A 23,365-nucleotide genomic window follows, 5' to 3' on the forward strand; every position below is an offset into this window, starting at 1 on the left:
AGCTACATGTTTACCTATCAGCGTTTACTGAAAACTATCCAACAACTCAATATGCTTCTGCCTTGCAAGCTCCTGACGGCTTTGAGACTTATCTAAGGTTGCTGATTTCTCAGCATCTGACATATTGCTCCACTGCATAATTTCCTTAATAGATCGATAGCACCCCAAACAAACATCATTATCATCTAGGCAGCAATTGCGAACACAAGGTGAGCTAAATGGTTTTGCTGTTACAACCGGTTTCATTTTTTCACCTCTTTGTATCATACCTTCAACAAACCTAAACACACATCCAATAAGCATAGCAAAAAACCAAGAATCTCACCCAATGTAGGATTTTTTAAAAAAAGAAGGAACCTAGTTCTTAATAATGCATCCAAGTATGCAAGATACAATTGGATGGGTTAGGAATAATAATGAAGAAAATTATAGTGGCATCAATTATTGCTTTAAGTGGATTGGGCCTTAGTAGTCTAGTAATCGGCACCGAAAGTGCTTCTACCGAAGACCCTCTCCAAAACAAAGTGTCCACTCGCTTAGCCGTGGCTACATTTGCAGGCGGCTGCTTTTGGTGTACTGAGTCTGATTTTGAAAAGTTAAAAGGCGTTGTCCAGGTTATTTCTGGATACAGTGGTGGTGTAAAACCTAACCCCACTTACAAAGAGGTTTCATCGGGGCAAACAAAACATACTGAAGCGATTCAAGTGTTTTATGATCCTAATGTAATCTCTTACGAAGGTTTGCTAGAACGCTTATGGCGCGGTATGAACCCTACTGATGGCAAGGGCCAGTTTGTTGACCGTGGGCAACAATACAGACCTGCAGTTTTTTACCACAACGATGCACAGAAAAAAGCGGTTGAAGCCTCCATTGCTAAATTAGAGAAATCTGGCGTTTTTGATCAACCAATGGCCACTGAAATTAGCCCTTATACAAGTTTTTATAAAGCCGAAGATTATCATCAAGATTATTACCTCAAAAATCCTATTCGCTATAGTTACTACCGGAACGGGTCAGGTAGAGATCAATATCTCAGCAGCCGCTGGGGAGATGAGCTAAAAATTGATTACACACAATATACTAGCCAAGCTTCTGTTGCTGATGTAGCAGCCGATCGTTTCGTCACACCGTCGGAGCATTATCTACGCTCGGTCTTAACACCTTTACAATTTAATGTGACACAAGAAGACGGTACGGAACGCCCATTCGACAATGCATATTGGGACGAGAAACGTGAAGGAATTTATGTAGATATTGTTAGTGGAGAGCCTCTTTTTTCATCAAAAGATAAGTTCAAATCAGGTACAGGCTGGCCTAGCTTCACACAACCTATTCAGGGCGTACCGATCATTGAAAAAGAAGATAATTCTCTTTTTATGAAACGGGTTGAAGTAAGAAGCTCTAAAGCGGATTCTCACCTTGGTCATATCTTTAATGATGGTCCCGCTCCTACTGGACTTCGCTATTGCGTCAATTCAGCATCGTTACGCTTTATAGCAAAGGAAGATCTTATCAATGAAGGATATGCAGAATTTGCATCTTTATTTGAATAAAGGGCGTGATATTGTCATAGATGTGATTTAAAAAACGTTACTGAAAGGGTTAAGTAAAGCACCTAACCCTTTCAGTCTATCGATTATTCCATTCAATACATTCGTTGAGCGCCACACCAGAGCCACCAAAAATATCTAAGGCGCTTCCTATCGTCAGATCAACTTTTCCTCCAGACAAGTGCTCAACCAATTTAAGGTCATCTAAAGAGCGGGCGCCTCCTGCGTAGGTCACCGGTATTGGGCAAGAAAGACCAAGCAGCTTAACAAGATCCTCATCAATACCCCCCTGAAGCCCTTCCACATCAGCAGCATGAATTAAAAACTCAGCACAGTGCGATGCTAGCTCAGACAATGTCTCCGTATTAACCTCCATATCTGTGACGGTTTGCCAACGATCTGTAGCTATATGCCAACCCGATTCAGTACGCCTACAACTCAGATCTAAAATTAATCGCTCTACACCCGTTACCGCTTTAATCGTTTCCAGCCTTTCCCAACTAAATTGACCATCGACGAAGAGATATGAAGTCACAATTACATGGGAAGCTCCGGCCTGTAAAAACTCTTCTGCATTGCTATTGTTAACCCCACCACCAAACTGTAATCCACCAGGCCAAGCTGCTAACGCTTTCAACGCTTGCTCCTTATTACCGGGGCCTAATGCAATTACATGACCGCCCAAAAGCTGGTGTGTCTTATACAGCTCCGCATAATAAGCCGCATCATATGTACTAACAAAATTAGTATCTGCGCCACTCTCATTTAAGCTACCACCAACTATCTGCTTAACCTGACCTTGATGCAGGTCTATACATGGACGAAACTGAGTCAAAAAAAGCTCCAAATAATTAAGATAATAATTAGATATATTTTAACGATCTAAAAAAAGAAGGTACATTTTTATCTCTATAAGATTTATATAGCAATAACAGTTCAAATGAAGTTTGTAACTACAGTGATAAGAATACCATCACTTCAAATGCTGCCGAATACGCTTGCAGTCATATTCATTGTACTGTTTTTTGTATCCGTTACGTTGCTTATGCAAGCGATTCATCTTCTTACTATCTCCCCCCTTTCGCTTAAGGTTAGTAAGCTGCTTTATCGAATCTTGTATAGACTGGCATCGCTGGATCAACGCTTTATCGTCAGCAGACGATAAGGTAGATCCGAAAAGGGTGAGTAAAATGAATCCATTAATTATCCATCGAGTTGTCATAACCACTCCCTGTAAAAACAACTTTTAATATCTTTTTTTAGCCGAGATCACTTTCACTAAGTAGCCCTGACTTTCTACCGGCATTTTAGTACGTAAGCTAGACCATACATGCTCACTCGACGATCGGTTAATTATATTAAACGCCTCTTCTCGCTGAGAAGAGAAGCTTCTTAATACATTACCCGCTCCGCCATTATAAGCAGCAATAACACAATACTCTTTACTAACCGGGTTGCGAACCTTCACTAAATAACGAGTTTGTAAAATATGCAAATAAGCACACCCCATACGAATATTATTTTCAATATTGAACAAATAGGAGGCCGATGGCGTACCTGCGTAGCCATGAACCTCTTCAAACGCGTCCCTACCTGCGGTTGTTGGTACAATTTGCATAAGGCCATAGGCGGGCACCCAACTCACGGCATAGGGGTTAAAATTACTTTCAGTTTCAATAATGGCGTAAACAAGTGCTGGGGCTAACTGATATTTTGCAGCGTAACGCTCTACATAAGATGCGTATTTATGTTGTCGAGTAAGCTTATGCTGTTGAAGTAAAGGGAATTCAACGTAAGAGACACTTTTCTGTGAGCCGTCTGACATTTTAATCTGACGGGTATGAACACCTTGATTCAACAAATAGGCAGCATAACGATCTGCCCTCCACGCCCAACGAATCGGCTTATGATCTTGATCAACAATTTGATTGAATAAAAAAGGCTCATCTCCAAGCACAACCTCTTGATCAGAAAATAGGTCTACTTTCTCGGGGTTAGCCGGCGTCAAAAGCGTCTTGATAATTGATTGCTTTAAGAGCTGCTTATTTTGACTTTCCACTCTGACAATACCCGTTTCAAAATCAACTAGCGCGCGACTCGTATAGCCATCAGTATATTTCACATATTCTTTCGGGGATGGTTTTACCGAATCATCACCACCCCAAGCAGACGATATATGTGTAAGAAAACTATCAACTCGCTTTATATCGTTTACTAACGACTGAGGATTCGTGACCCAACTCCTTGCTTTACTCTGTGCGCGAGAGACAACAACATCTTCGATAGACCCTCCTCCTGCTACGCCCTGAGCAATACGAAAGGCATCATGCGTTGTGCAACCGACTAAGGTTAATGGCAAAGATCCCAGCAAAAATTTTCTTCGCGTTAAGGGCATAAACACCTCATTTATAACGACACAATCAGTTAAAGAGAAAAAGTTATGATTCAAACATCAGTTATCATGAGTCCAAACTAATGCCACGCCGCTTTTTTAAAATCCAATAAAAATAAAATAATAACGATAAAATTCAAGAAGTTAAAACAAAAACCATTAACTTTACACCTGTAAAGTACACCTAGGTCTTAATTTCAAATAGGATAGAATCCTGTATTAAACAAGAGAGTTCTTATATAAATAGAATCGTCTACTTAAATTAATGATCGTTTTAGTATCATACAAGCGTTATTATTTTTATGGCTAGCTACAATAAAAGATCAACTAAAAGATCAACTAAAAGAGATTAACACCTTGGCTTTCTCTGTTTTACTTGCAAGACAACCAATTCTTGATAAGGAGCTCAATACGATTGCGTACGAGCTGTTATATAGAGACGCAAAAGGTATAACCCTTTGATGGAACTCAAGCAACGGCAGAAGTCCTGTTAAACGCCTATAGCAGCATATTCCAAAATAACCGTGTTCAAGCTATTCCTGCGTTTATTAATTTCAATGCAGAATGGATTTATAATGGAAACCTACCGGCCCTTAGGCCCGAAGCCTTAGTACTAGAAGTACTGGAAGACGTAGCAATCACTGATGAAATTATCCACAGACTGCATACTCTTTCCGATAACGGCTACCGCATTGCTCTCGATGATTTTATCTATGATGAAAGCTGGGAACCTGCCTTAAAACTAGCGAAGATAGTCAAGATTGATATTCAGCTTCTTTCACCTACTCAACTCATTCAGCATGTCACTGCGCTGAAAAAAAAGAAGGTGACTTTACTGGCCGAAAAAGTAGAAACCTATGAAGAGTTTCAATACTGTAAGGAACTTGGTTTTAAACTTTTCCAAGGCTATTTTTTCTGTCGCCCACAGCTCATCGAGGGACGTAAATTATCCTGTGATGACCTAATAACCCTTCAACTAATTGCAGAGTTAGAAAACGCTAAGGCGACACCTAAATCAATTGAAGCGATCATATGCAAAGATCCAGAATTTGTTTTAAAGTTATTAAAAATCGTTAACTCAGCCCGTTTTTCTCTATCGAGAAAGATCAATAATATCTCCGAAGCGATAATTGCATTAGGCATAGATGAACTAAAAAAATGGGCTCTGCTTATTAATACTACCCAGCATCCTCATGTCTCCAATGCATTAACCCAAGAGATACTGACTCGTGCACGCATGTGTGAACTCGCTGCGGCAAATTATGATGCCGTAAATTCTAGTACTGCATTTTTAATAGGCATGCTTTCAGGTATGGATGCTATGTTAAATCTAGAGCTCAACGATATTATGGAGCAATTGCCCGTTTCCAAAGAGGTCTCAAATGCACTGCTTAAAGGATCGGGGACTCTAGGGCAGTTACTCAGTGATGTAAAAAACTATATGGCTGGCGAATGGGCTGTGCTTAACGATTCACATATTACCGATTCACTTGGCCATGCACAGGAAGAGAGTTTACGCTGGGTACAAGATACCCTACAAGAAATTAACTATCGCTAAGACTCAAATCGATTAAGCTCAAAAGTAATACTGCCACCTTTGTAAATTTCTAAATCCATTGGTTCACTTCTCACTAACTTAACCAATCCAACTCCAGGTGCATACCACTCGGTCTGCGTAACGGTAATATCTTGATAACCTAAGCGTGGATCAGCGTAAAGACTAATAACACCTGAAGCTTCTACCTTAACGCAATTCTCAAATCTACCTGCAGGCACAACCACACTGCTATTTAACGCGACAATTTCATAAGTGAGGCTAAATGCTTTTTTACTTGGGTCAGGTAGCGCTGAGCGCAGGCCATGTAAAGCATAAGAACGAGTTTCTGCCACCCAACTACGTCCCACTTCTAGATCCTCCTTATTAGGGAGAATTTTTATCTCTTTGTCATCAAACCTAGGGGTTAGCTCCACTACTGTACGTTTTGCAATTCGATAGCTACCCGTATCATCTTGCAATATATAATAAACGGTCCCATCGCTAGTCCTACGAGCGAAAACAGGCATACCACTGTAATCCCCCTTCAGGTCGATAGGCCCTAAATTCGTGATACTAAATTGTCGCTTCTGTGTTGTGTCAGTTAAATCTTCAAAAACGCTGTAATGCCACTCGACACCTTTATTGACGGGGAAATAATCATTTTCAGAAATATCCCCCTGACACCCCACTATAATGACTGACATTAAGAGAATACAAATAAAGCGCATATTACTTCTCCGGTAACGCGGGGTCTGGAAGCTTAACAAACTGTAAACCTAGATATTTCTGCCCTGCTCTATTTTTTTGTTTAGCGCCTTTTTCAATGGCTTGATTAGGGTTCAGTTCACCTAATTGTAGATTCCCATTATTTATTTCTCGAATTGCTGTTTCTAATTTACCATGCAAACCTAAATCATAATCCAGCTGAAAAGCTCTTGGCTCCTCTGCTAACTGATGATCAACCGTGGATGTTAACCACATATAAATACGACCTTCACTACCCATTTCTTTGTCTGGCTCTTCAACCACGGCATAATGTAATAGAAACCTTTCAGGTAAAGCGGTCTTGCTTGGCCAGCCCTGTGTCTCTTTCCAGCCCTGATAACTTAAGCTATAGAAGCCTATAGCTAAAATGATTAATAATGCTTTTACACCCCAAAAAATCCTGCTACAGATCAGCGAAAGCAGCACTAATGCAGTAAAAAAGACATAAGCTAAGGTTAAACCAAATAGCACTTCATTCATTTATCAATCGCCTTTACTAAACTTTTCTGTAACTGATTTATATTAGTAACTTGCCCTGCAGAAGTAAGTGAAAATCGCACGACCGTCTTCTCATCGCCTTCCTCTGCTAACACTGTTGTCTGATAATAAAGGACTTTCATCACCGGATTCACTTCAGCTAAATACACAGTCACTGGAACCTTTTTCTTTGTTTCACTCTTGAAATAATGGACATTAATAACAAACTCTCCCGAAGGACGTCCTCTAATCGTTAACACCTCTTGATTAAGCGGATTAATAATCTCTTTACCATTCACAACTTGTGTATCATTCGCCAACCCCCGATCATCACGATCAAGGTGCATTAACCCATCCTGAGCTTTTTTGTACCAAACTTTCGTTCCTTCAGGCCCTGTTGCCCATACATCAATGTCATTTGGATCTCCATCAGGCCAACTCACTGTAATAATAAATTCGGCTTTTGGATCAATAATGCCCGATTTAGCCGGAGGGTTTAAAAGCAATAAAGCGATCAGAAAAAGAAAAGTAAACGTTAATAAAACGTTAAAAAGAAGATCCGTAAAGGGATCTATATCAAAATTACTTTTGCGCTGAAAGAGGGACACCGCCTTCACCTCTATCATCTACAAGCAAGTCGGCAGTGGATAAACTAAAATCAATCGCCTCTAACAAAAGCCTATCAGCACAACGGTCAACCAATAACAACTGAATACCTAAAGACATACTCGCAATTAATCCAACCATCGTTGTGTTCATTGCGACCCCCATCCCTTGGGTCATCTGCTGCATTAACTCTTTTATATCAGAGATATCCAATTGTTCGAACGCAGAGATTGAGCTAAGCATCAAAACAAAACCAACAACGGTGCCCAATAACCCCAATTTAATAACAACCCCAGCCATAAACCAGCCAACTTGATGGGTTCCCCGCAAGGATTCAGCTAATACTTCCGTTGCTAATGTTTTATCAGGTTCTGAATGACTATTTAGCACTTTGCCCAAAAAGCCTTTAATGACTGACCGTCCCTCGAGTGAATCTTCCGATAAGAGCCTTAGATCATCTAGACTCAATTTTTTAATCTTAAATAGCATTAAAGACTGTGAAGCAATAAACCAGCTACGGTAACCACAATGAACAGAAACGGCGATGAACAGGATAAAAATTAGTGAACTAATTCTTGTAATATCTTGCGCAAAAATAGTGTGGAACAGATGCAGATCCCAACTTAGGAAAAGAAAGAATACAATCAGGCCCGCTAACAAGAGCCAATATAAAAACGTTGTATAGGTATATTGAGTAGACATCACTTTCCTATGCTTATCTTGCATTACAACTTCAGACTATAAAGGAGCCTGATAGAGAAACAACTAGAAGCACAAGAAAAAGAGACCAAAGAATAGATTAAGGCAAGCACAAAGTAGCAAGACTCCTACAAGGTAATTCAGGCACTTTTATTATAAATAATAAGACGGGAGCTATTGACTATAATGAAACACAAGATTTATTAAATCTAAATTACAGTAATCAACCTACTGAAAAATAAGGTTTTTAAAAGCTGTTCCTTTTTCAAGCAATAGGTTGAAATAGCGCTATTTGTGGGTGCTCAGCATGTTAACCAATTATTACTAACAAGTTTATCCACAGAGTTTGTTGATAACAAAATTGACTCAATAATTTTGTTATCACTGCACAGAAGACTAGCTATCTATCACTGATAATTCAGGCAGTGAATATAGCTAGGTAAATCAGCAGCAAGGAAAAGAGCACTACAAAATACCCTAAATTCCACACTCGCCAAACACTATTTATTCTCGTTAACCGATTCAAGCGTAGAAACTAAGTCTTTAAAGGCTTCACGGTTAGAATCATTTAACCCCATCAGAATTTGATGCGCTGAGATTATTCGCTCTTTCATCTCATCCACAGACTCTTGCACAAAAGGAAGCTCTTTCAAGTCCTTAATACTGGTGGGAAGTTCTTCAAGTAATATAAAAATATGATCAAAGCCCATTGTATACAAAATACTAGTAATATCAGGGTTTGTAGAGACTAGTGTAGGCTTACCAAGATTAGCATCACTCGCTTTAATAGATAACTTTGCAATAAGGCCTAATGAGGTGCTATCAATACCCTCAGCCTGAGTCAGATCGATTAAAATATTAGACACAGATGCTTTAGCTAGAGCGTCATTTATATGACAATCCAACGAAGTACAGAGCGTTAAGCGTACATCACCTACAAACTTTAAAACAAAGCTGCCATCAACCAACGCCGAATAAATTGAACCTTCTTGCATTATTTACTGCCTGCAAACTGTCATTATTGCAATATCATCAGGTGCATCATTTATAATATTAGGAAGCAATGCTTCCTTAATTACATCTGGGCCAGCACCATTCGCCGCAATTACAACATCAATAAGTCTCTGCTCTTTAGCACTCATATTCCCTTCAGGTAACATCTCTAAAATGCCATCCGAGAACAATGTAATTTCAAACTCATCTAACAACTGTAACTTTCGCTCATCAAATAAAGGTTCAGGAAAAAGCCCTACCGGCATTCCCCGCCCTTCTAGAAAGCGTGTACCAACTGCATCAGTCAAAATAGGCATAGGATGATGCCCACCTACAGCATAGGTCAAACTGGCCTCTTTGCTATCAAAAAGACCGATAAAAATACTTAAATGTTTTCCTAATCCAGTGTCCAACAACTCCGAATTGATACGGTAAAGCGTATTCACCGGCGATAAAATATCGAAACTTGAAGAGCGGTTATAATTCCTGACCAATCGGTTAGTCATGTTTTTTAACAGCACTGTAACTAAGGCAGATGAAGCACCATGCCCTGATACATCAGCTAGATAAAACATCGTTTTATCAGCGTCAATGGGGACCACATCAACAAAATCGCCACTTAAATACAATGAAGGAATTAATAAGTAACGAGCCAACAACCCTCCAACATTCAGCTCCTTATCAGGCAGCATATTCTGTTGTATTTGCAACGCTGCTTGCTGATCAATTTGAAGCTCACTGAGGCTCTTTTCTAACTCGTTTCGATAATGAAGCTTCTTCTCAATTAAGTCAGCAAGAAGTAAAAGCTTAGAAATAGAATCAGAAAAATCCGCACTCTTTTCAGCTATCTCGCTTTGAATAAAAACATCATTAGCCCCTTTTCGTAGTGCCAATAAAACCTGGTCACACTTAGCTTCCGGCATCAATACAAGTATAGGCTTAGGGGAATGGAGTTCAGCTAGGGAGGCAATATCGTCAACAGTGAAGGTTTCACTTAAACCCGCGATTATTAGTGAAAAGTCATGCTCATTGAGCAACTCTTTAGCATAATCACAATTATAAGCAGTTGAAACTTTTACCGGACGAAGTTCTATATGACTACAGGCATCAACAATCGAATCAATGGCTTCCGCAACATGATCAACTAATAAAATAGTTTGGTAAGTGTCTCTCATAACCTAGCCCTATTAAATAGGCGAAGATCTATGAGACAACAGAGTAGATGCTGCTGCCTTAACATACAATGAAAATTTATAAGTAACATTGCGTAAAAATTCAAAAACCCCAGCCTAAAATGTAAAGCTGGGGTTATGATTAACACTAGAAATTACTTTCATCATAATTTTCGCCATCGCCATCTACGATGGAAAAGGCTCGTTTCTGAAGATAGGCATCACGAACAAAGGTATATTTATCACCAGAGATCAGTTTTTCGGCTTCAAGTAATTCGGCGCGATCATTAATAATCCGCGTCGCATACATCGCATTACGAGCACCGTTATCATCTAACTGGCGTACAGGATCAACAAGATAATCAGGCACCCTGCCAATACCATCACGCACAGTTGTTGGGCCAAAGAAAGGCAAGACCAAATAAGGACCGCTTTCTACTCCCCAGTACCCAAAGGTCTGCCCAAAGTCTTCATCGTGCTTTTCAATACCCATTGGTGTAGCAACATCAATTAGACCGGCCAAACCAAAAGTAGAATTAAATGCGATACGAGCAAAATCTTGTGTCGCATTGCTGAACTTACCTTGCAGCAAGTTATTCAACAAAGTTCCGACATCAGATAAGTTTCCGAAAAAGTTACTAACACCCGTTTCAGCAATATCAGGCATAATTGCTTTGTAACCTTGAGAAACTGGCTTTAGTGCATAAGTATCTAAACCGTCATTAAAGCTAAACATCGCTCGGTTGAAACCTTCCCATGGATCAACTTCAACGTCAGCAGCAACAGAAGGCTGACTTAACATGATTGATACTGCACCAGCAACCAACAAACTACGTAATTTGGCTTTCATCCAGTTTCCCTTAAATTTGCTCACAATATTGAAGCTCTATTTTAGCTGAGTTAAGTAGATATGAAAAACAGGAAACGCGCTTATTTTCAAAAACAGCACAAAAGTAGTGATTATTTATAACGAAAAAAGGCTTCCCGAAGGAAGCCTTTTCTAAATTTCCGTAAGGAAATGTCGACTTAGAAGTCTAGACGGTAACCGATCTGCGCTTTATCACCGAAAGATGCATCATCGCTATCGTTATCGATGTATTCAGCAAATACACGGCCGTTACCCATAACGCGAGTAACACCTAGACCCCACTGATCAAGATCAGTAGTTAGGCTGTTGTCATCAAAAGTAGCGTAACGAGCGTATACAGATGTAGTACCTACAGTGTATTTACCCATCAAGTGAGTCGCATCTTGCTCTAGTGATGTACCAGTGTCTTTCTCACCATCTTCGTGAGTTAGCGCTACTGCAAATGGACCAGATTTGTAAGAAACAGCAAGACCCCAAACATCAGTATCTTCAACACCGCTCTCAACACTTGCAACAGAACCAGAGATTGTTAAACCGTTAACTGTATAGGTTGCAGCAACGTTGTAACCATCAACAGTATCATCAAGCGTACCATCTGAATCTGAACCACTAGATGCGAATACACCACCAGCAATAATTGTTAGACCAGAGATGTTTGGTGAGTAGTAAGCAATCGAGTTATCAACACGTTTGAAGTCTACTGCACCGTTAAGGGTTCTAGCTGCAACGTAGAAACGTTCACCATAACCGTTAGCACCCGGATTAAATACGCCTACTGGCGCATTGATCAATAGGTAGTGAGGGTGGTACTGACGACCTGCTAGCACTTTACCCCAATCGCCTTTAGCACCGATGTAAGCCAAACGTTTACCAAAGATACCAGAGCTATATGCCCCAGAATCCGCTGTAGAAACGTTTGCTTCCCAATGGAAAAGACCCGTAGTATTTTCTAAGCCTAGATCAACATCGCCTTTAATACCAATGCGAGAAGACTGGTCAACAAGATCTAGATCAGAATCTTCTGCCTGCTCCAAACCAATACGGAAAGATCCGTATAGCGTAGCATCAGCCTGTGCGATCATTGGTGCAGTCATAGCGCCAGCTACAGCTAGTGCAATCAGTGACTTTTTCATCAACATTTCCCCTTCAATATATTCAACATACTAGTAGTGAACTTTTAATTTTTTCTTATCGCAGCGCGCTCTAGGCGCACTTACTATATGAAAATACTACAAAAGAAAAACTTTTCAAACTAATGAATAAGTTTTTCTTATAATTTTTTAGTCGGCGAGACTACTAATAACTTTAATTCTCGCTTTATTCACCGCTTCAGCCTGTGGCAATAGAGTTAATAAACTCTCTTATAACAACACGTTAAGCAGGTGATTATAAATAAATTTCGCGCATTACATCATACCCCTCGAGCATGTGCAACCTTTGACTACATAATACATCTAAATACAGGCCCGACAAAAGTAGTACTTCCTTTATCCCTTGACCTATATCAAGGTATTACTTTACCCCACTGCTGTTTTAGACGTTTTTCAGAAACAGTCTTTTGTGTACCCAACTGCTGAGCAAAGAGTGAAACTCGGTACTCTTCAATCAACCAACGATACTCTTCTAAATTAGGATCATAGATGCCTTGTTCTACATTTCGCTGAAAGCGTGTCTTATATTGGCCATAAAACTTTTCTAGCTGATCACTTAGTAAACTCTCTTGCCTTAAATTACGTCTAAATTTCTCTAGACGTATCTCTATTGCTTTCAAATATCTGGGATAATGCATCAAGACTTCATGGGGCTGCGTTTTTATAAACTGAGTCCCTAACAGTTCAGCCAGTTGTTTTTTAATATCATTCAGCACAGGCACTTCATTTAATTGTACTTTACCTTTCAACTGCTTTTGGATTTGGTGGTAACTATCAAATAATTGGCTAATAACTATTAGTAAACTCTCGCAAGCTGGCACAAGCTCAGCTTTACATCTACTTAGCCGCTCCTCAAATTGTTCCGAATTGCGAATTAAATCATCATCCAATTTAAGCAACTGTCTAACTGAGTGCCAGATAACCTCTTCCATAAACGTTTGCTTATTTAAAAGCCCTGAACTGCGTAGGATAACTTTAGTGAGTTTTTCATTACTTAACGCTTTCCGAGCAAAACGAACTTGCTCTCGCATATTGAGCACAGCCAGCCTTACTATGCCATCAACACTTAGATTATTCGCTTCAGCTTGGTGAGGTTTTAAACATAACGTAACACTCTCTCCCCTATCAACAAGCGCTGGATAAGCTTCAATTTCGACGCCCGCATACTTATTCACTTTACAACTAGGTTCAAGTACTCCAAAGTCCCAATCTGTTAATCCCTCTCGTCCCCAGCTGCTCTCCTCACTTCTATCTGAACGTTCAGTTAATCGCTGACTGATTTGAGAGGCATACTTACTATTTAATTGCTCCCAGTCTCTGGACTCATCTAGCAGATGCCCGTTTTCGTCAACTAAACGCAAATTCATATGCAGGTGATTTTCTAATACAGTCTCACGTAGCTCTCGCGGCTGTATTCGAACACCCGTCATCCTAAGTAGATGATGCGCAAAAATCTCATAAAGATCCCCTACACCAAACTCCACTGCTTGCATAAAAGCATCAACATAGTTTGGAACCGGAACAAAATGCTTTCGCTGCTGCTTAGGCAATCCTCTAAGAATTGCGGTACATTTTTCCACCAGCATCCCTGGAACCAGCCATTCAATTGTTTTCAAAGGGAGAGACGTTAATAAAGGCAGAGGGACTTGCAAAGTCACACCATCATCATTAGCTCCCGGTGCAAAATGATAAAAGAGTTTCAGCCGCGCACCCTCTAGATTTAAATGATCGGGATAAATACTTTCAGAAACATGATCAGCAGAACGCTGGAGGATATCCTCCTCCTGCATGACTAAACACTCAGGATTATCTTGTTCAACACGCTTACGCCACTTTTCGAAACCCGCGCCATTAACTATATGTTCACCTGATAAGCTTTTAAGCCGCAAACGATAGAATTCGTAAAGCTGTTCCTCATCGACGAGCAGATCCTTCCTACGAGACTTAGCTTCTAATTTCTCAATCCCCTTAAGTAAGGCTCGATTCTTTTGCACAAACCGAGCTGAACTATTTAACTCACCTTCAACCAACGCTTGACGGATAAAGATCTCATGAGAAATTTCAACATCAATTTTCCCGTAGCTCACTTTTCTTTTAGGCACAATGATCATGCCATAAAGCGTCACCTGCTCCGTAGCGACCACCTCAGCTCTTTTTTTCTCCCAATGAGGCTCACTGTAATTTTTCTTAATCAGACTGGGGGCTAATTTCTCGGCCCACACAGGATCGACTTTAGCGATACAGCGGGCATAAAGCTGGCTAGTTTCAACCATCTCTGCAGCCATAACCCATTTAGGGGCTTTTTTATAAACAACAGAACCAGGAAAAAGAAAAAATCGTCGATTGCGCGCACCTAAATATTCTTTATTTTCTTGTTTAAAGCCCATATGACTTAATAGGCCCGCCAATAACGAGCGGTGTATAGATTCGTAAGATGCGGCTTCCTCACGCTCAACAAAGCTGTGTTCTTTTGCCTGTAATTCTTTACAAATAATATGTAACTGACGGTGAGTATCACGCCACTCGCGCATACGCATGTAGGAAAGAAAGTTCTTGTTACAGTATTTTCGTAACTGATTTTGGGTTAACTCTTGCCGTTGCGTCTCATATAATTCCCAAAGATTAACAAACGTCATAAAGTCAGATTCTTCATGGGCATAAAGCTTGTGCTTTTCATCGCTAGCTTGACGTTTATCTTGCGGCCTTTCCCTTGGGTCCTGTATCCCCAATGCACTTACTATCACTAACATCTCACGGAGACAGTTATTACGCGCCGATTCGATCACCATCCGCCCCAAACGCGGATCAATAGGGAGTTTAGCCAACTGCCAACCAATGGTTGTTATCTGACGTTTTGAGTTCACTGCTCCCAGTTCCTGCAGCAACTTAAAACCATCATTAATAAAACGATTATCTGGCGGATCAACAAATGGGAACTCTGCAATATCACCTAACTTAAGCGACAACATTTGTAGAATCACGGCCGCTAAGTTTGTGCGTCGAATCTCTGCATCGGTAAATTCAGGGCGGCTAACAAAGTCTTCTTCCGAATAAAGACGAATACAGATACCATCAGATACTCGACCACAACGACCCGCTCTTTGGTTTGCACTGGCTTGAGAAACGGTTTCAATAGGGAGGCGTTGCACTTTTGAGCGATAGCTATAACGACTAATACGAGCCAGCCCAGTATCAATAACATATTTTATACCGGGAACTGTTAGGGATGTTTCTGCTACGTTAGTTGATAAAACCAAACGGGTCCCCCTCGCCCCTTTTCCTTGCTGGAACACCCTATTTTGTTCCGCAAGTGACAGACGAGCGTAGAGCGGCAATATATCCACATGTTTAAGCTCAGCCTTACGCAAAAGGTCAGCGGTTTCTCTTATATCTCTTTCGCCAGGCAGGAAGATCAAAATATCGCCTTGCGGCCCCTTTCCCTGTTTTCTCTCCATATGTAAGAGTTCTTCAACAGCTGCCAAAATCCCCTGCTGCATATCCACTGTCTTTTCATCATCGGCAGAATAATCATGCAAAGGACGATAGAGCATCTCAACAGGATAAGTTCGACCTGAAACTTCAATAATAGGTGCATTATTAAAGTGTTTTGAGAACCGTTCAAGGTCAATTGTTGCAGAGGTAATGATCAACTTAAGATCAGGACGTTTAGGCAATATCCGTTTGATATACCCTAAAAGGAAATCAATATTTAGACTTCGCTCATGAGCTTCATCAATTATCAATACTTCATATTTCTCAAGAAAACGGTCATGCTTAGTTTCCGCAAGCAATATACCGTCCGTCATCAGCTTCACTTGAGTCGAGTCGTTAACCTGCTCATGAAAACGAACCTGATAGCCAACTCTCTCACCCAGCGTCGTATTCAGCTCTTCGGCTATTCGAGTCGCAACCGTTCTAGCAGCAAGCCGACGCGGCTGCGTATGACCAATCAGCCCTTTACAACCTAAACCTAATTCAAGACATATTTTAGGAAGCTGAGTGGTTTTACCTGAACCAGTTTCACCAGCGAGAACAACCACTTGATTATTTAAAATCGCTGCAGCAATCTCTTCTCTACGGGCACTAATAGGCAGATCAGAGTATTGAATATCTTGGCTTAAGCCTTTTTTCAATTCAACCTGTCGACAAGACGCATCTATTGCATCAGACAAAACAAGTAAGGCTTCCTGATTAGCCCCCTCACGTCGAGCTCGATCTAATCGACGCTTTAAACGGTAGCGATCAGCAATACGGCAATCAGGTAAGCGAGCAGATAACAGCTCAATAGAGAGGGTCAAAACACGTACATCCAAAACATAATTTAAAGTAAAGCATTCTACCTTATGAGGGTAACAGCACCAACTGATACAGCACGGCATAACCGCTATAATCACCTAATATGAGCAGTCACATCTTGGTTTACGGCCTGTTTTTATATTTAAATACCCAAAAGTGCTAATTAAACGCCAAAGAAAAATCCCCCCATATACTAAGTATTATGGCTAATTTTCTTGAACATTTTCTATTAAGCCGCAAAAATACAATCCAATTATGATTAAAGAGAATAATTCATGCGTAAATTTGAAGACTCATTACCACTTCAACTCCTTAAAGCGCGTGAAGCCAGTATGCTTTTTTTCCGCCCATTGCTAAATGAGTACTCTTTGACAGAACAGCAATGGCGCGTATTGCGCGCACTTCATGAATACAAAGAGATGGAATCAAAAGAATTAGCAACAAGCTGCTGCCTTTTAAGTCCCAGCCTTACAGGTATTCTCACACGCCTCCAGCAACAAGGTTATATAACCCGGAGAAAATCAACCGAAGACCAGCGTATAACGCTTATTAGTTTAACAAGTAAAGCCAATAAATTAATTCAACATTTAAGCCCTGAGATTGAAGCTAGATATAAAGCTTTTACTAACCGTCTAGGTGAAAAGAAGCTTGAACAATTAATGGATATCATCAAAGAACTTTCTAAAATCGAGCCATAGCGCTTAGCTTCTAGCCATAAAAACACTGATGCATCTCTTTTGAAAATGCACGCCTTCCTATTAACTGTTGACCAAAGAACTTATAAATGGAATCCAAAAAGGCGCGATTAGATCGATTTATCTCAATCAAAACAGGTATTAACCGCCGTGATGTCAGGCAGCTGCTTGCGCAAAAGAGAGTATTTATAAATGGCCAACCAGCAACAACAACCAATCAAGTTATCGATCAATTCACGCAAATAGAGTGTGATGGAAAGTGCCTTCAGAACAACAAACCAATCTACATAATGATGAACAAGCCTGTAGGGGTTATCAGCGCCACCAAAGATGATCAACACAAAACAGTTATAGACCTATTGCAACCCCAGTACGCCGATCTCCATATTGCAGGCAGACTAGACCTAAATTCGTCGGGTTTACTACTACTAACCAACCATGGCGAATGGTCACGCAACCTAACATCACCTAATAAAAAAGTTAACAAAGTCTATAAAGTGACGTTAGAAAAACCACTAACTAAAGAGTACGCAGAGATTTTTGCTAAAGGTATATTTTTTCCTTACGAGAATATAACTACCTTACCTGCCCAGCTTGAAATCATCTCTGAGCATGTCGCTGAAGTCACTTTAAAGGAAGGCCGCTATCATCAAATCAAGCGGATGTTTGGGCGATTTAGAAATCCTGTATTGAAATTACATAGAGTATCAATAGGTGCACTAGCACTCGACGAGAGTTTAAAACCTGGAGAGAGTCGAGAGCTAACAGCACAAGAAGTACAATCCTTAAATCATTAGCCCCAGCACATCTCTTCACTACTCTTAAATGGCTCGCCTACTGGCCCAATAAGTAAATAACAACGACAATCCAGGCAGTAAGATAAAACCAACAATAATCGGCACCAATGTTTCGTTAAAAGCTTGACCAACGACCACACCAGCAACAACGGCTATTAATGTAGAAACCCCGCCAATCACGCCCGAAGCTAAACCCGCAATATGCCCAAAAGGCTCCATAGATAAAGCATTAAGATTACCAAACAACAAACCGATTCCCATTAAGACCACCAGAAAATACCCCATTACGAACCATAAGGGTGGTACAGGGCTTAACCAATATGTACTTATAAGCACAGCAATTGAAATAATCAATGTGGCAACTTGAGTTCCCATAACTAGCTGCCTCAATCCAAAGCGCATAACTAATTTAGAATTAATAAAACTAGCCACACCAATTCCTGTGGCCAAAACAGCAAAATAAAGAGGGAATTTAGCCCCTAAATGATATAAATCCTGCAAAACCTGCTGAATAGAACTTAAAAAGCCAAGGAACGCACCAAAACCAAGTCCAGAAGCTATAACATACGCCATCGCCACCCGATTAGTGACTACTTCACAACAACCACTCACTATACTTTTAACCGAAAATTGACTTCGTTGATCTAAAGGCAAGCTTTCAGGTAAACGGAGCGCAAACCAAATTAAAATAAAAACAGCTGCAAAAAAAAGAAAAGCAAACATCATTCGCCAATTAGATACCAATAATATGCCTTGCCCTATAATCGGAGCGATGACCGGTACAAGAATAAAAACAGTCATAATCAATGACATCACACGGGCCATCTCAGAGCCATGACTTTTATCTCGAACAATAGCAATAGTTACTATGCGAGGACCCGCAGCGCCTAAGCCTTGTAGTAACCTGCCCACCAACATCATGCTCATATTGACAGCAAAAAGAGAGATAAGCGTGCCTAAAATAAAAATTGCAAAACCCAGATAAATTGATGGTTTTCGTCCAATCACATCAGCTAACGGGCCGTAGATAAGGTGCCCTATCGCCACCCCAATAAAAATCGTGCTGACTATCAATTGTGTATCATTATCTCTCTGAACACCTAGATCCTGACCTATTTGAAATAAAGCAGGCAACATCAAATCAATGGACATAGCTACAAAGCAGGTTACAAACGCCATTAATGCAACAAACTCAGTAAAACCGATCTCTGCTCTGGTCTGCAATATTTTCATTCAACCAATACTCTCAAGCTCATGCTTAAACATAAGAAAATAATTAACATGTAAACAATTTATTGATAGCGATTTTAGCATAACCCAAGCTGATTAAATTCAATTTACTCACAACACTTGAGATTTACGTGTTCGCTACAATGTGATTTTTTATACAGAAAAAGACGATGAAAGCTGTACTGCCACAGTGTAATTACAAATGTTTGCGGAGCTTTTTCCCCGCCAACTCCTCATCTAACAATGCACGTCGCAAAACTTTACCAACATTTGACTTAGGCAGGTGGGTTCTAAACTCAACCAAACGTGGAACTTTATAAGAGGTTAGCCTCTCTCGACAATAATCCCGTATTTGTTTAACAGTAAGACGCCTATTTTGTGTCACGATGAATAACTTTATCACCTCTCCTGATTGCTCATCAGGAAGCCCTATAACCGCACACTCGACAACATCAACATGACTCGATATAACATTCTCGAGCTCATTTGGATAAACAGGAAAACCGGATATATTGATAATATCTTTTTTACGATCGACTATCTGGAGCGACTCATCTTCCATAATACGCGCCATATCCCCCGTAGCTAACCAGCCAGCCTCATCAGGGATATTCGAACCATCTCGCCAATAACCTGACATAACCTGAGGGCCTCGAACATAAAGTTCACCGATCTCTCCTGCACACAACTCCTCCCCCTGCTCACCAACAATTCTCACCTCAGTCAGCGGTAGAGGTTGACCAACAGAACCAAACTGAGCACCTTGTACATAACTAACGGCGATTACGGGAGAGGCTTCAGTTAAGCCATAACCTTGATAGATTGGACAGCCCGTTAAGGATTCCCACTCATCGCTCACAGAACGAGTAAGTGCCATACCTCCAGATAAGGTCAACTTCAACCGAGTCATATCTAACTGTCCAAACATAGGGTGTCTGCACAGAGATATAAATAAGGTATTAAGGCCAGAAAAAATGGTGAAATCCCAGCGCCCAAGCTCATTCACAAAACCACTGGTATCTCTAGGGTTCGTAATTAGAACGACTTGAGCACCCATCAAAGGCATAACAAGACAGTTCAACGTAAAACCATAGATGTGATACACCGGCAACGGTGCAATGGCTACCTCTTCGCCTATCCTTAAACTTTCCGGAAGGCGGCTTTTAAGCTGAAGTACATTCGCAATCAAGTTACGATGACTTAAGGCGACACCTTTAGGCTCTCCCGTTGTTCCCACTGTATATTGTATAACAGCCAGATCATCTGGCTTTTGGTCAACAGCTTCCAAAGCACTCCGCGCCCCTTTAGCCAAAGCATCCCTAAACGATATAGCTTTAGGCACTTTATATTTAGGAACGATTTTACGAATATATTTTGCAATAAAGTTAAGCAGTACTCGTCGACTAAATGGATGCAGATCTGCTAGTTCAGTGACTAGCACCGTTTTAACTAATGTATTTGGGACAACCTTTTCAATCATATGGGCGTTATTGGCGAGAATAACAACCGCCTTAACACCTGCATGGTTAAATTGCTTAATGGTTTCTGACGCAGTGTATAGGGGGTTCGTATTAACAATCACCAAGCCGGCGCGTAAAGCCGCTAAAATACAGACTGGATATTGTAAAATATTGGGTAGTTGGATCGCGATACGATCGCCTGGTTTTAGCTCAGTGTGATTTTGTAAGTAGGAGGCTAGATGTTGTGCGGCCTCATCAAGCTCGGCATAGGTCAGCGTTGACCCCATATTTGAAAAAGCAGATTTATAGGCAAAGTCTTTACAAGCTCGATCCCAAAGCACTGTCAGATTAGGATAGCTCTTAATCTCCTGCTCAATTTCTTGCTCAATACTCAGCAGAGAATCTTGCTTTTCGACCACCTAAAACCTCCTCGAAAAGTGAAGTGATTACTACTGTACTAATCCCTTAACAAAAGTCACCAATTCACCAGGTTCCAGAGCGACCCACTCTTCATTCGCCGTTAATGGAACCGTTGCGATCACAGTAACAATATCACCAGGTTTTGTTTCTTGAACAAAATCTACTGTCACATCACAATCAGTTAAGCTAGCCTCACCAAAAGGCGCCTTACGCGTAATCCAAGACAGTTTGCTGCCACAAAATGCAAACAGGTGTGTTGACTCGGTTAATAACATATTAAAAACCCCCAACTCACGCAATCTCTCACAACAAGTATGAATAAACGCGGAAACCTCACTAAAATCATCAGGCTTTTTAGGAAAACGCGTTCTTAGTTCACCAAGCAGCCAACAAAAAGCATATTCGCTGTCCGTAGTCCCTACAGGGTGATAGTAAGATAAAGGAAGTGAAAAGAGCGATTTATCAAGCTGACCATTATGAGCAAACGTCCAAGTAAATCCCCAAAGTTCGCGTTGAAACGGGTGAGTATTCTCTAAACAAATATCCCCCACATTCGCTTGACGAATATGACTAATCACCACATGGCTTTTTATAGGATGCTCTTTAACTAAACTAGCAATTTTTGAATTCACACTAGGATTAGGGTCATGAAAGCAACGTACGCCCTTACCTTCATAAAAAGCGATACCCCACCCATCTTTATGTGGTCCAGTACCTCCGCCCCGCTGCATCAATCCAGCAAACGAAAAGCAGATATCTGTAGGAACATTGGCACTCATGCCTAATAATTCACACATACAAAGCCATTCCCAGCAAACCTATATTAAAGAACAACTCAGGAATCCGATTTACTATCTAAAACCACTTTATCAGGCAAGGAATCAATCGCATCCATACCCGTTTCTATTTTTTTACTGTCATCAGTTAACGCAGATACCTCTTTAAGACGGCGTTCTCCTAAAAAACATCCCTGCGGATGAATCGACATCTGCTTACTTTCAACCGTCGCACGCACCTGACCACCTGAATCTATATGAAGGTCATCACAGATGACTTCACCTTCAAGTAATCCACAAACATCAACGGCACGTGCCTTAATTAAACCGCGCACATGACCTGTTTTACCAATTGAAATATTATCTAACGAGCTAACATTACCTTCAAAAATGCCATCAATATGCATTTTTCCAATAATGCTCATATCGCCGCAAAACTTATTTCCTTCAGCAATTATTGTAATAGCTGACTGTGTTGATTTAGTGGATACATTTCTTTTAAGGATGCCCATTTAACGCCCTTAACCTTTGTAAACAAAGAGTCAAAATTTGTTATATTCCAAGAGAGAAAGGGTTCAGGGTCTATAGCTGTAAACAAGTGCCTTATCTCATAATGTAGATGAGGCCCAGTTGTCATACCTGTATTCCCACTATTCCCTATCAGTTGTCCCTTACTGACAAACTCTCCACTTTTTACTTTAATTGCATCCAGATGCGCAAAGTACGTTTTAAAACCAAAATTGTGTTGCAATATTATTAGTTTGCCAAAACCGCTACGTTCATTATAACCAGCATATTCTACAACTCCGTCAGCGGTTGCATAAATTGGCGTGCCCCTATTCGCTTTAAAATCAATTCCTTGATGCACTACCCGTTTCTTTCTAACCGGATGCATACGCGGCCCAAACTTATCCGATATACGAATGGCCTGTATAGGCACACCGTTAGGGATACTATGCAAAAAGAATAACCGTTTATTAGCCTCTATAGTTAATTGCTCAGCTCTCAACGGGTCAATATTCGTTTGATGTTCCACCCCCAATAGATCCTCTAGCCCATAAAGCGAACTATCTAAAGTAGAGTTTAATTCACCCATACGAATGTTTTCTTCTTCTAGCTTATCTCTCTCATGCTTAAGAGAGCTTAGCGATAAACTTAAATTCTTTAGTTCATCAATATATAACTGTTGGGAGCCCACCATCATTTCGTAACTTTCACTTAGCTCTTGATGATCCTCTTCAAGGTCGGCTAAGTTATCAGTTTTAACAACAAGCAAAGCATTAGAAACAAAAAAGCTGGCCGCAGACAATATAATAAAAATGAACAATAGGTACTTGGCCACTTGGCTAATCGTATATTGGCGTGACCCATAAACGGTTGTCAGCGTTATAACCAGTTTATTTCTCAAGTTAATACCTGTAACTATGCGTCTTTTTTACAAAGAACTAATCGACAAAAATCAAAGCAAACAAATATACCGA

Annotated in this window: 22 protein-coding genes; 4 read left to right on the forward strand and 18 right to left on the reverse strand. The window is 40.5% G+C overall.

Annotated features, from left to right (window positions below):
• Positions 1–24 precede the first annotated feature (24 nt).
• Complete coding sequence (locus Q4486_RS05930) at positions 25–246, reverse strand: DUF1289 domain-containing protein (protein WP_303518727.1); 222 nt, start codon at positions 244–246, stop codon at positions 25–27.
• 170 nt (positions 247–416) lie between these two features.
• On the opposite strand from Q4486_RS05930, the gene msrA reads away from it, so the two are divergent.
• On the forward strand, positions 417–1,553 hold the full coding sequence (gene msrA / locus Q4486_RS05935) for a peptide-methionine (S)-S-oxide reductase MsrA (RefSeq protein WP_303518729.1): 1,137 nt from the start codon (positions 417–419) through the stop codon (positions 1,551–1,553).
• 76 nt (positions 1,554–1,629) lie between these two features.
• Here msrA and hisA read toward each other — a convergent pair whose 3' ends face one another.
• From hisA to Q4486_RS05950, 3 genes are all read right to left on the reverse strand, one after another.
• Positions 1,630–2,385: a phosphoribosylformimino-5-aminoimidazole carboxamide ribotide isomerase gene (gene hisA, locus Q4486_RS05940; protein WP_303518731.1), complete on the reverse strand. Its 756-nt coding sequence runs from the start codon at positions 2,383–2,385 to the stop codon at positions 1,630–1,632.
• Between the two features lie 138 nt (positions 2,386–2,523).
• Complete coding sequence (locus tag Q4486_RS05945) at positions 2,524–2,772, reverse strand: hypothetical protein (protein WP_303518734.1); 249 nt, start codon at positions 2,770–2,772, stop codon at positions 2,524–2,526.
• A 24-nt stretch (positions 2,773–2,796) separates the two neighbouring features.
• A complete protein-coding gene (locus Q4486_RS05950; protein ID WP_303518737.1) occupies positions 2,797–3,945 on the reverse strand; it encodes a murein transglycosylase domain-containing protein in 1,149 nt (382 codons plus the stop codon).
• A gap of 565 nt (positions 3,946–4,510) precedes the next feature.
• On the opposite strand from Q4486_RS05950, the gene Q4486_RS05955 reads away from it, so the two are divergent.
• Entirely contained in the window at positions 4,511–5,500 is a 990-nt protein-coding gene (locus Q4486_RS05955; RefSeq protein ID WP_303518793.1) for an EAL and HDOD domain-containing protein, read from the forward strand.
• On the opposite strand, the gene Q4486_RS05960 is transcribed toward Q4486_RS05955, so the two are convergent.
• The 9 genes from Q4486_RS05960 to hrpA all read right to left on the reverse strand — a co-directional run bounded on the left by Q4486_RS05960 (position 5,497) and on the right by hrpA (position 16,508).
• Entirely contained in the window at positions 5,497–6,207 is a 711-nt protein-coding gene (locus tag Q4486_RS05960; RefSeq protein WP_303518739.1) for a hypothetical protein, read from the reverse strand. The genes Q4486_RS05955 and Q4486_RS05960 overlap by 4 nt on opposite strands.
• A 1-nt stretch (position 6,208) precedes the next feature.
• Entirely contained in the window at positions 6,209–6,724 is a 516-nt protein-coding gene (locus tag Q4486_RS05965; protein ID WP_303518741.1) for a hypothetical protein, read from the reverse strand.
• Positions 6,721–7,329, reverse strand: coding sequence for a hypothetical protein (locus Q4486_RS05970; protein ID WP_303518743.1), 609 nt, complete (start codon positions 7,327–7,329; stop codon positions 6,721–6,723). Before Q4486_RS05970 ends, Q4486_RS05965 begins: the two co-directional genes overlap by 4 nt.
• On the reverse strand, positions 7,304–8,029 hold the full coding sequence (locus tag Q4486_RS05975) for a MotA/TolQ/ExbB proton channel family protein (RefSeq protein WP_303518745.1): 726 nt from the start codon (positions 8,027–8,029) through the stop codon (positions 7,304–7,306). The genes Q4486_RS05970 and Q4486_RS05975 overlap by 26 nt, the downstream gene beginning before the upstream one ends.
• Positions 8,030–8,526: 497 nt before the next feature.
• The gene (locus Q4486_RS05980) at positions 8,527–9,021 is read right to left on the reverse strand and encodes an STAS domain-containing protein (RefSeq protein WP_303416823.1); all 495 of its coding nucleotides are present in this window, start codon (positions 9,019–9,021) and stop codon (positions 8,527–8,529) included.
• Between the two features lie 3 nt (positions 9,022–9,024).
• Positions 9,025–10,194: a PP2C family protein-serine/threonine phosphatase gene (locus Q4486_RS05985; protein ID WP_303416824.1), complete on the reverse strand. Its 1,170-nt coding sequence runs from the start codon at positions 10,192–10,194 to the stop codon at positions 9,025–9,027.
• A 145-nt stretch (positions 10,195–10,339) separates the two neighbouring features.
• Positions 10,340–11,041, reverse strand: a complete 702-nt coding sequence (locus Q4486_RS05990; protein ID WP_303416826.1) for a VacJ family lipoprotein — start codon at positions 11,039–11,041, stop codon at positions 10,340–10,342.
• A 176-nt stretch (positions 11,042–11,217) separates the two neighbouring features.
• Entirely contained in the window at positions 11,218–12,192 is a 975-nt protein-coding gene (locus Q4486_RS05995; protein WP_303416828.1) for a porin, read from the reverse strand.
• Between the two features lie 371 nt (positions 12,193–12,563).
• Positions 12,564–16,508, reverse strand: coding sequence for an ATP-dependent RNA helicase HrpA (gene hrpA, locus Q4486_RS06000; protein ID WP_303518746.1), 3,945 nt, complete (start codon positions 16,506–16,508; stop codon positions 12,564–12,566).
• A 273-nt stretch (positions 16,509–16,781) separates the two neighbouring features.
• Between hrpA and hpaR the strand changes: the two genes are divergently transcribed.
• Positions 16,782–17,204 (forward strand): homoprotocatechuate degradation operon regulator HpaR, encoded by a 423-nt coding sequence (gene hpaR, locus Q4486_RS06005; protein WP_303416831.1) that lies wholly within the window; start codon positions 16,782–16,784, stop codon positions 17,202–17,204.
• A gap of 86 nt (positions 17,205–17,290) precedes the next feature.
• Entirely contained in the window at positions 17,291–17,998 is a 708-nt protein-coding gene (locus Q4486_RS06010) for a pseudouridine synthase (RefSeq protein WP_303518747.1), read from the forward strand.
• 24 nt (positions 17,999–18,022) lie between these two features.
• Here Q4486_RS06010 and Q4486_RS06015 read toward each other — a convergent pair whose 3' ends face one another.
• From Q4486_RS06015 to Q4486_RS06035, 5 genes are all read right to left on the reverse strand, one after another.
• Positions 18,023–19,231, reverse strand: coding sequence for a multidrug effflux MFS transporter (locus Q4486_RS06015; RefSeq protein ID WP_303416834.1), 1,209 nt, complete (start codon positions 19,229–19,231; stop codon positions 18,023–18,025).
• A 193-nt stretch (positions 19,232–19,424) separates the two neighbouring features.
• Entirely contained in the window at positions 19,425–21,107 is a 1,683-nt protein-coding gene (locus tag Q4486_RS06020; RefSeq protein ID WP_303518748.1) for an AMP-binding protein, read from the reverse strand.
• 30 nt (positions 21,108–21,137) lie between these two features.
• Complete coding sequence (locus Q4486_RS06025) at positions 21,138–21,905, reverse strand: class II glutamine amidotransferase (protein ID WP_303518750.1); 768 nt, start codon at positions 21,903–21,905, stop codon at positions 21,138–21,140.
• A 38-nt stretch (positions 21,906–21,943) separates the two neighbouring features.
• Entirely contained in the window at positions 21,944–22,396 is a 453-nt protein-coding gene (locus Q4486_RS06030; RefSeq protein ID WP_303416839.1) for a polymer-forming cytoskeletal protein, read from the reverse strand.
• Positions 22,339–23,292, reverse strand: coding sequence for a M23 family metallopeptidase (locus tag Q4486_RS06035; RefSeq protein ID WP_303518752.1), 954 nt, complete (start codon positions 23,290–23,292; stop codon positions 22,339–22,341). Before Q4486_RS06035 ends, Q4486_RS06030 begins: the two co-directional genes overlap by 58 nt.
• Positions 23,293–23,365: the final 73 nt, after the last annotated feature.

The organism is Neptuniibacter sp. 2_MG-2023 (assembly GCF_030547495.1).
GTDB lineage: Bacteria > Pseudomonadota > Gammaproteobacteria > Pseudomonadales > Balneatricaceae > Neptuniibacter.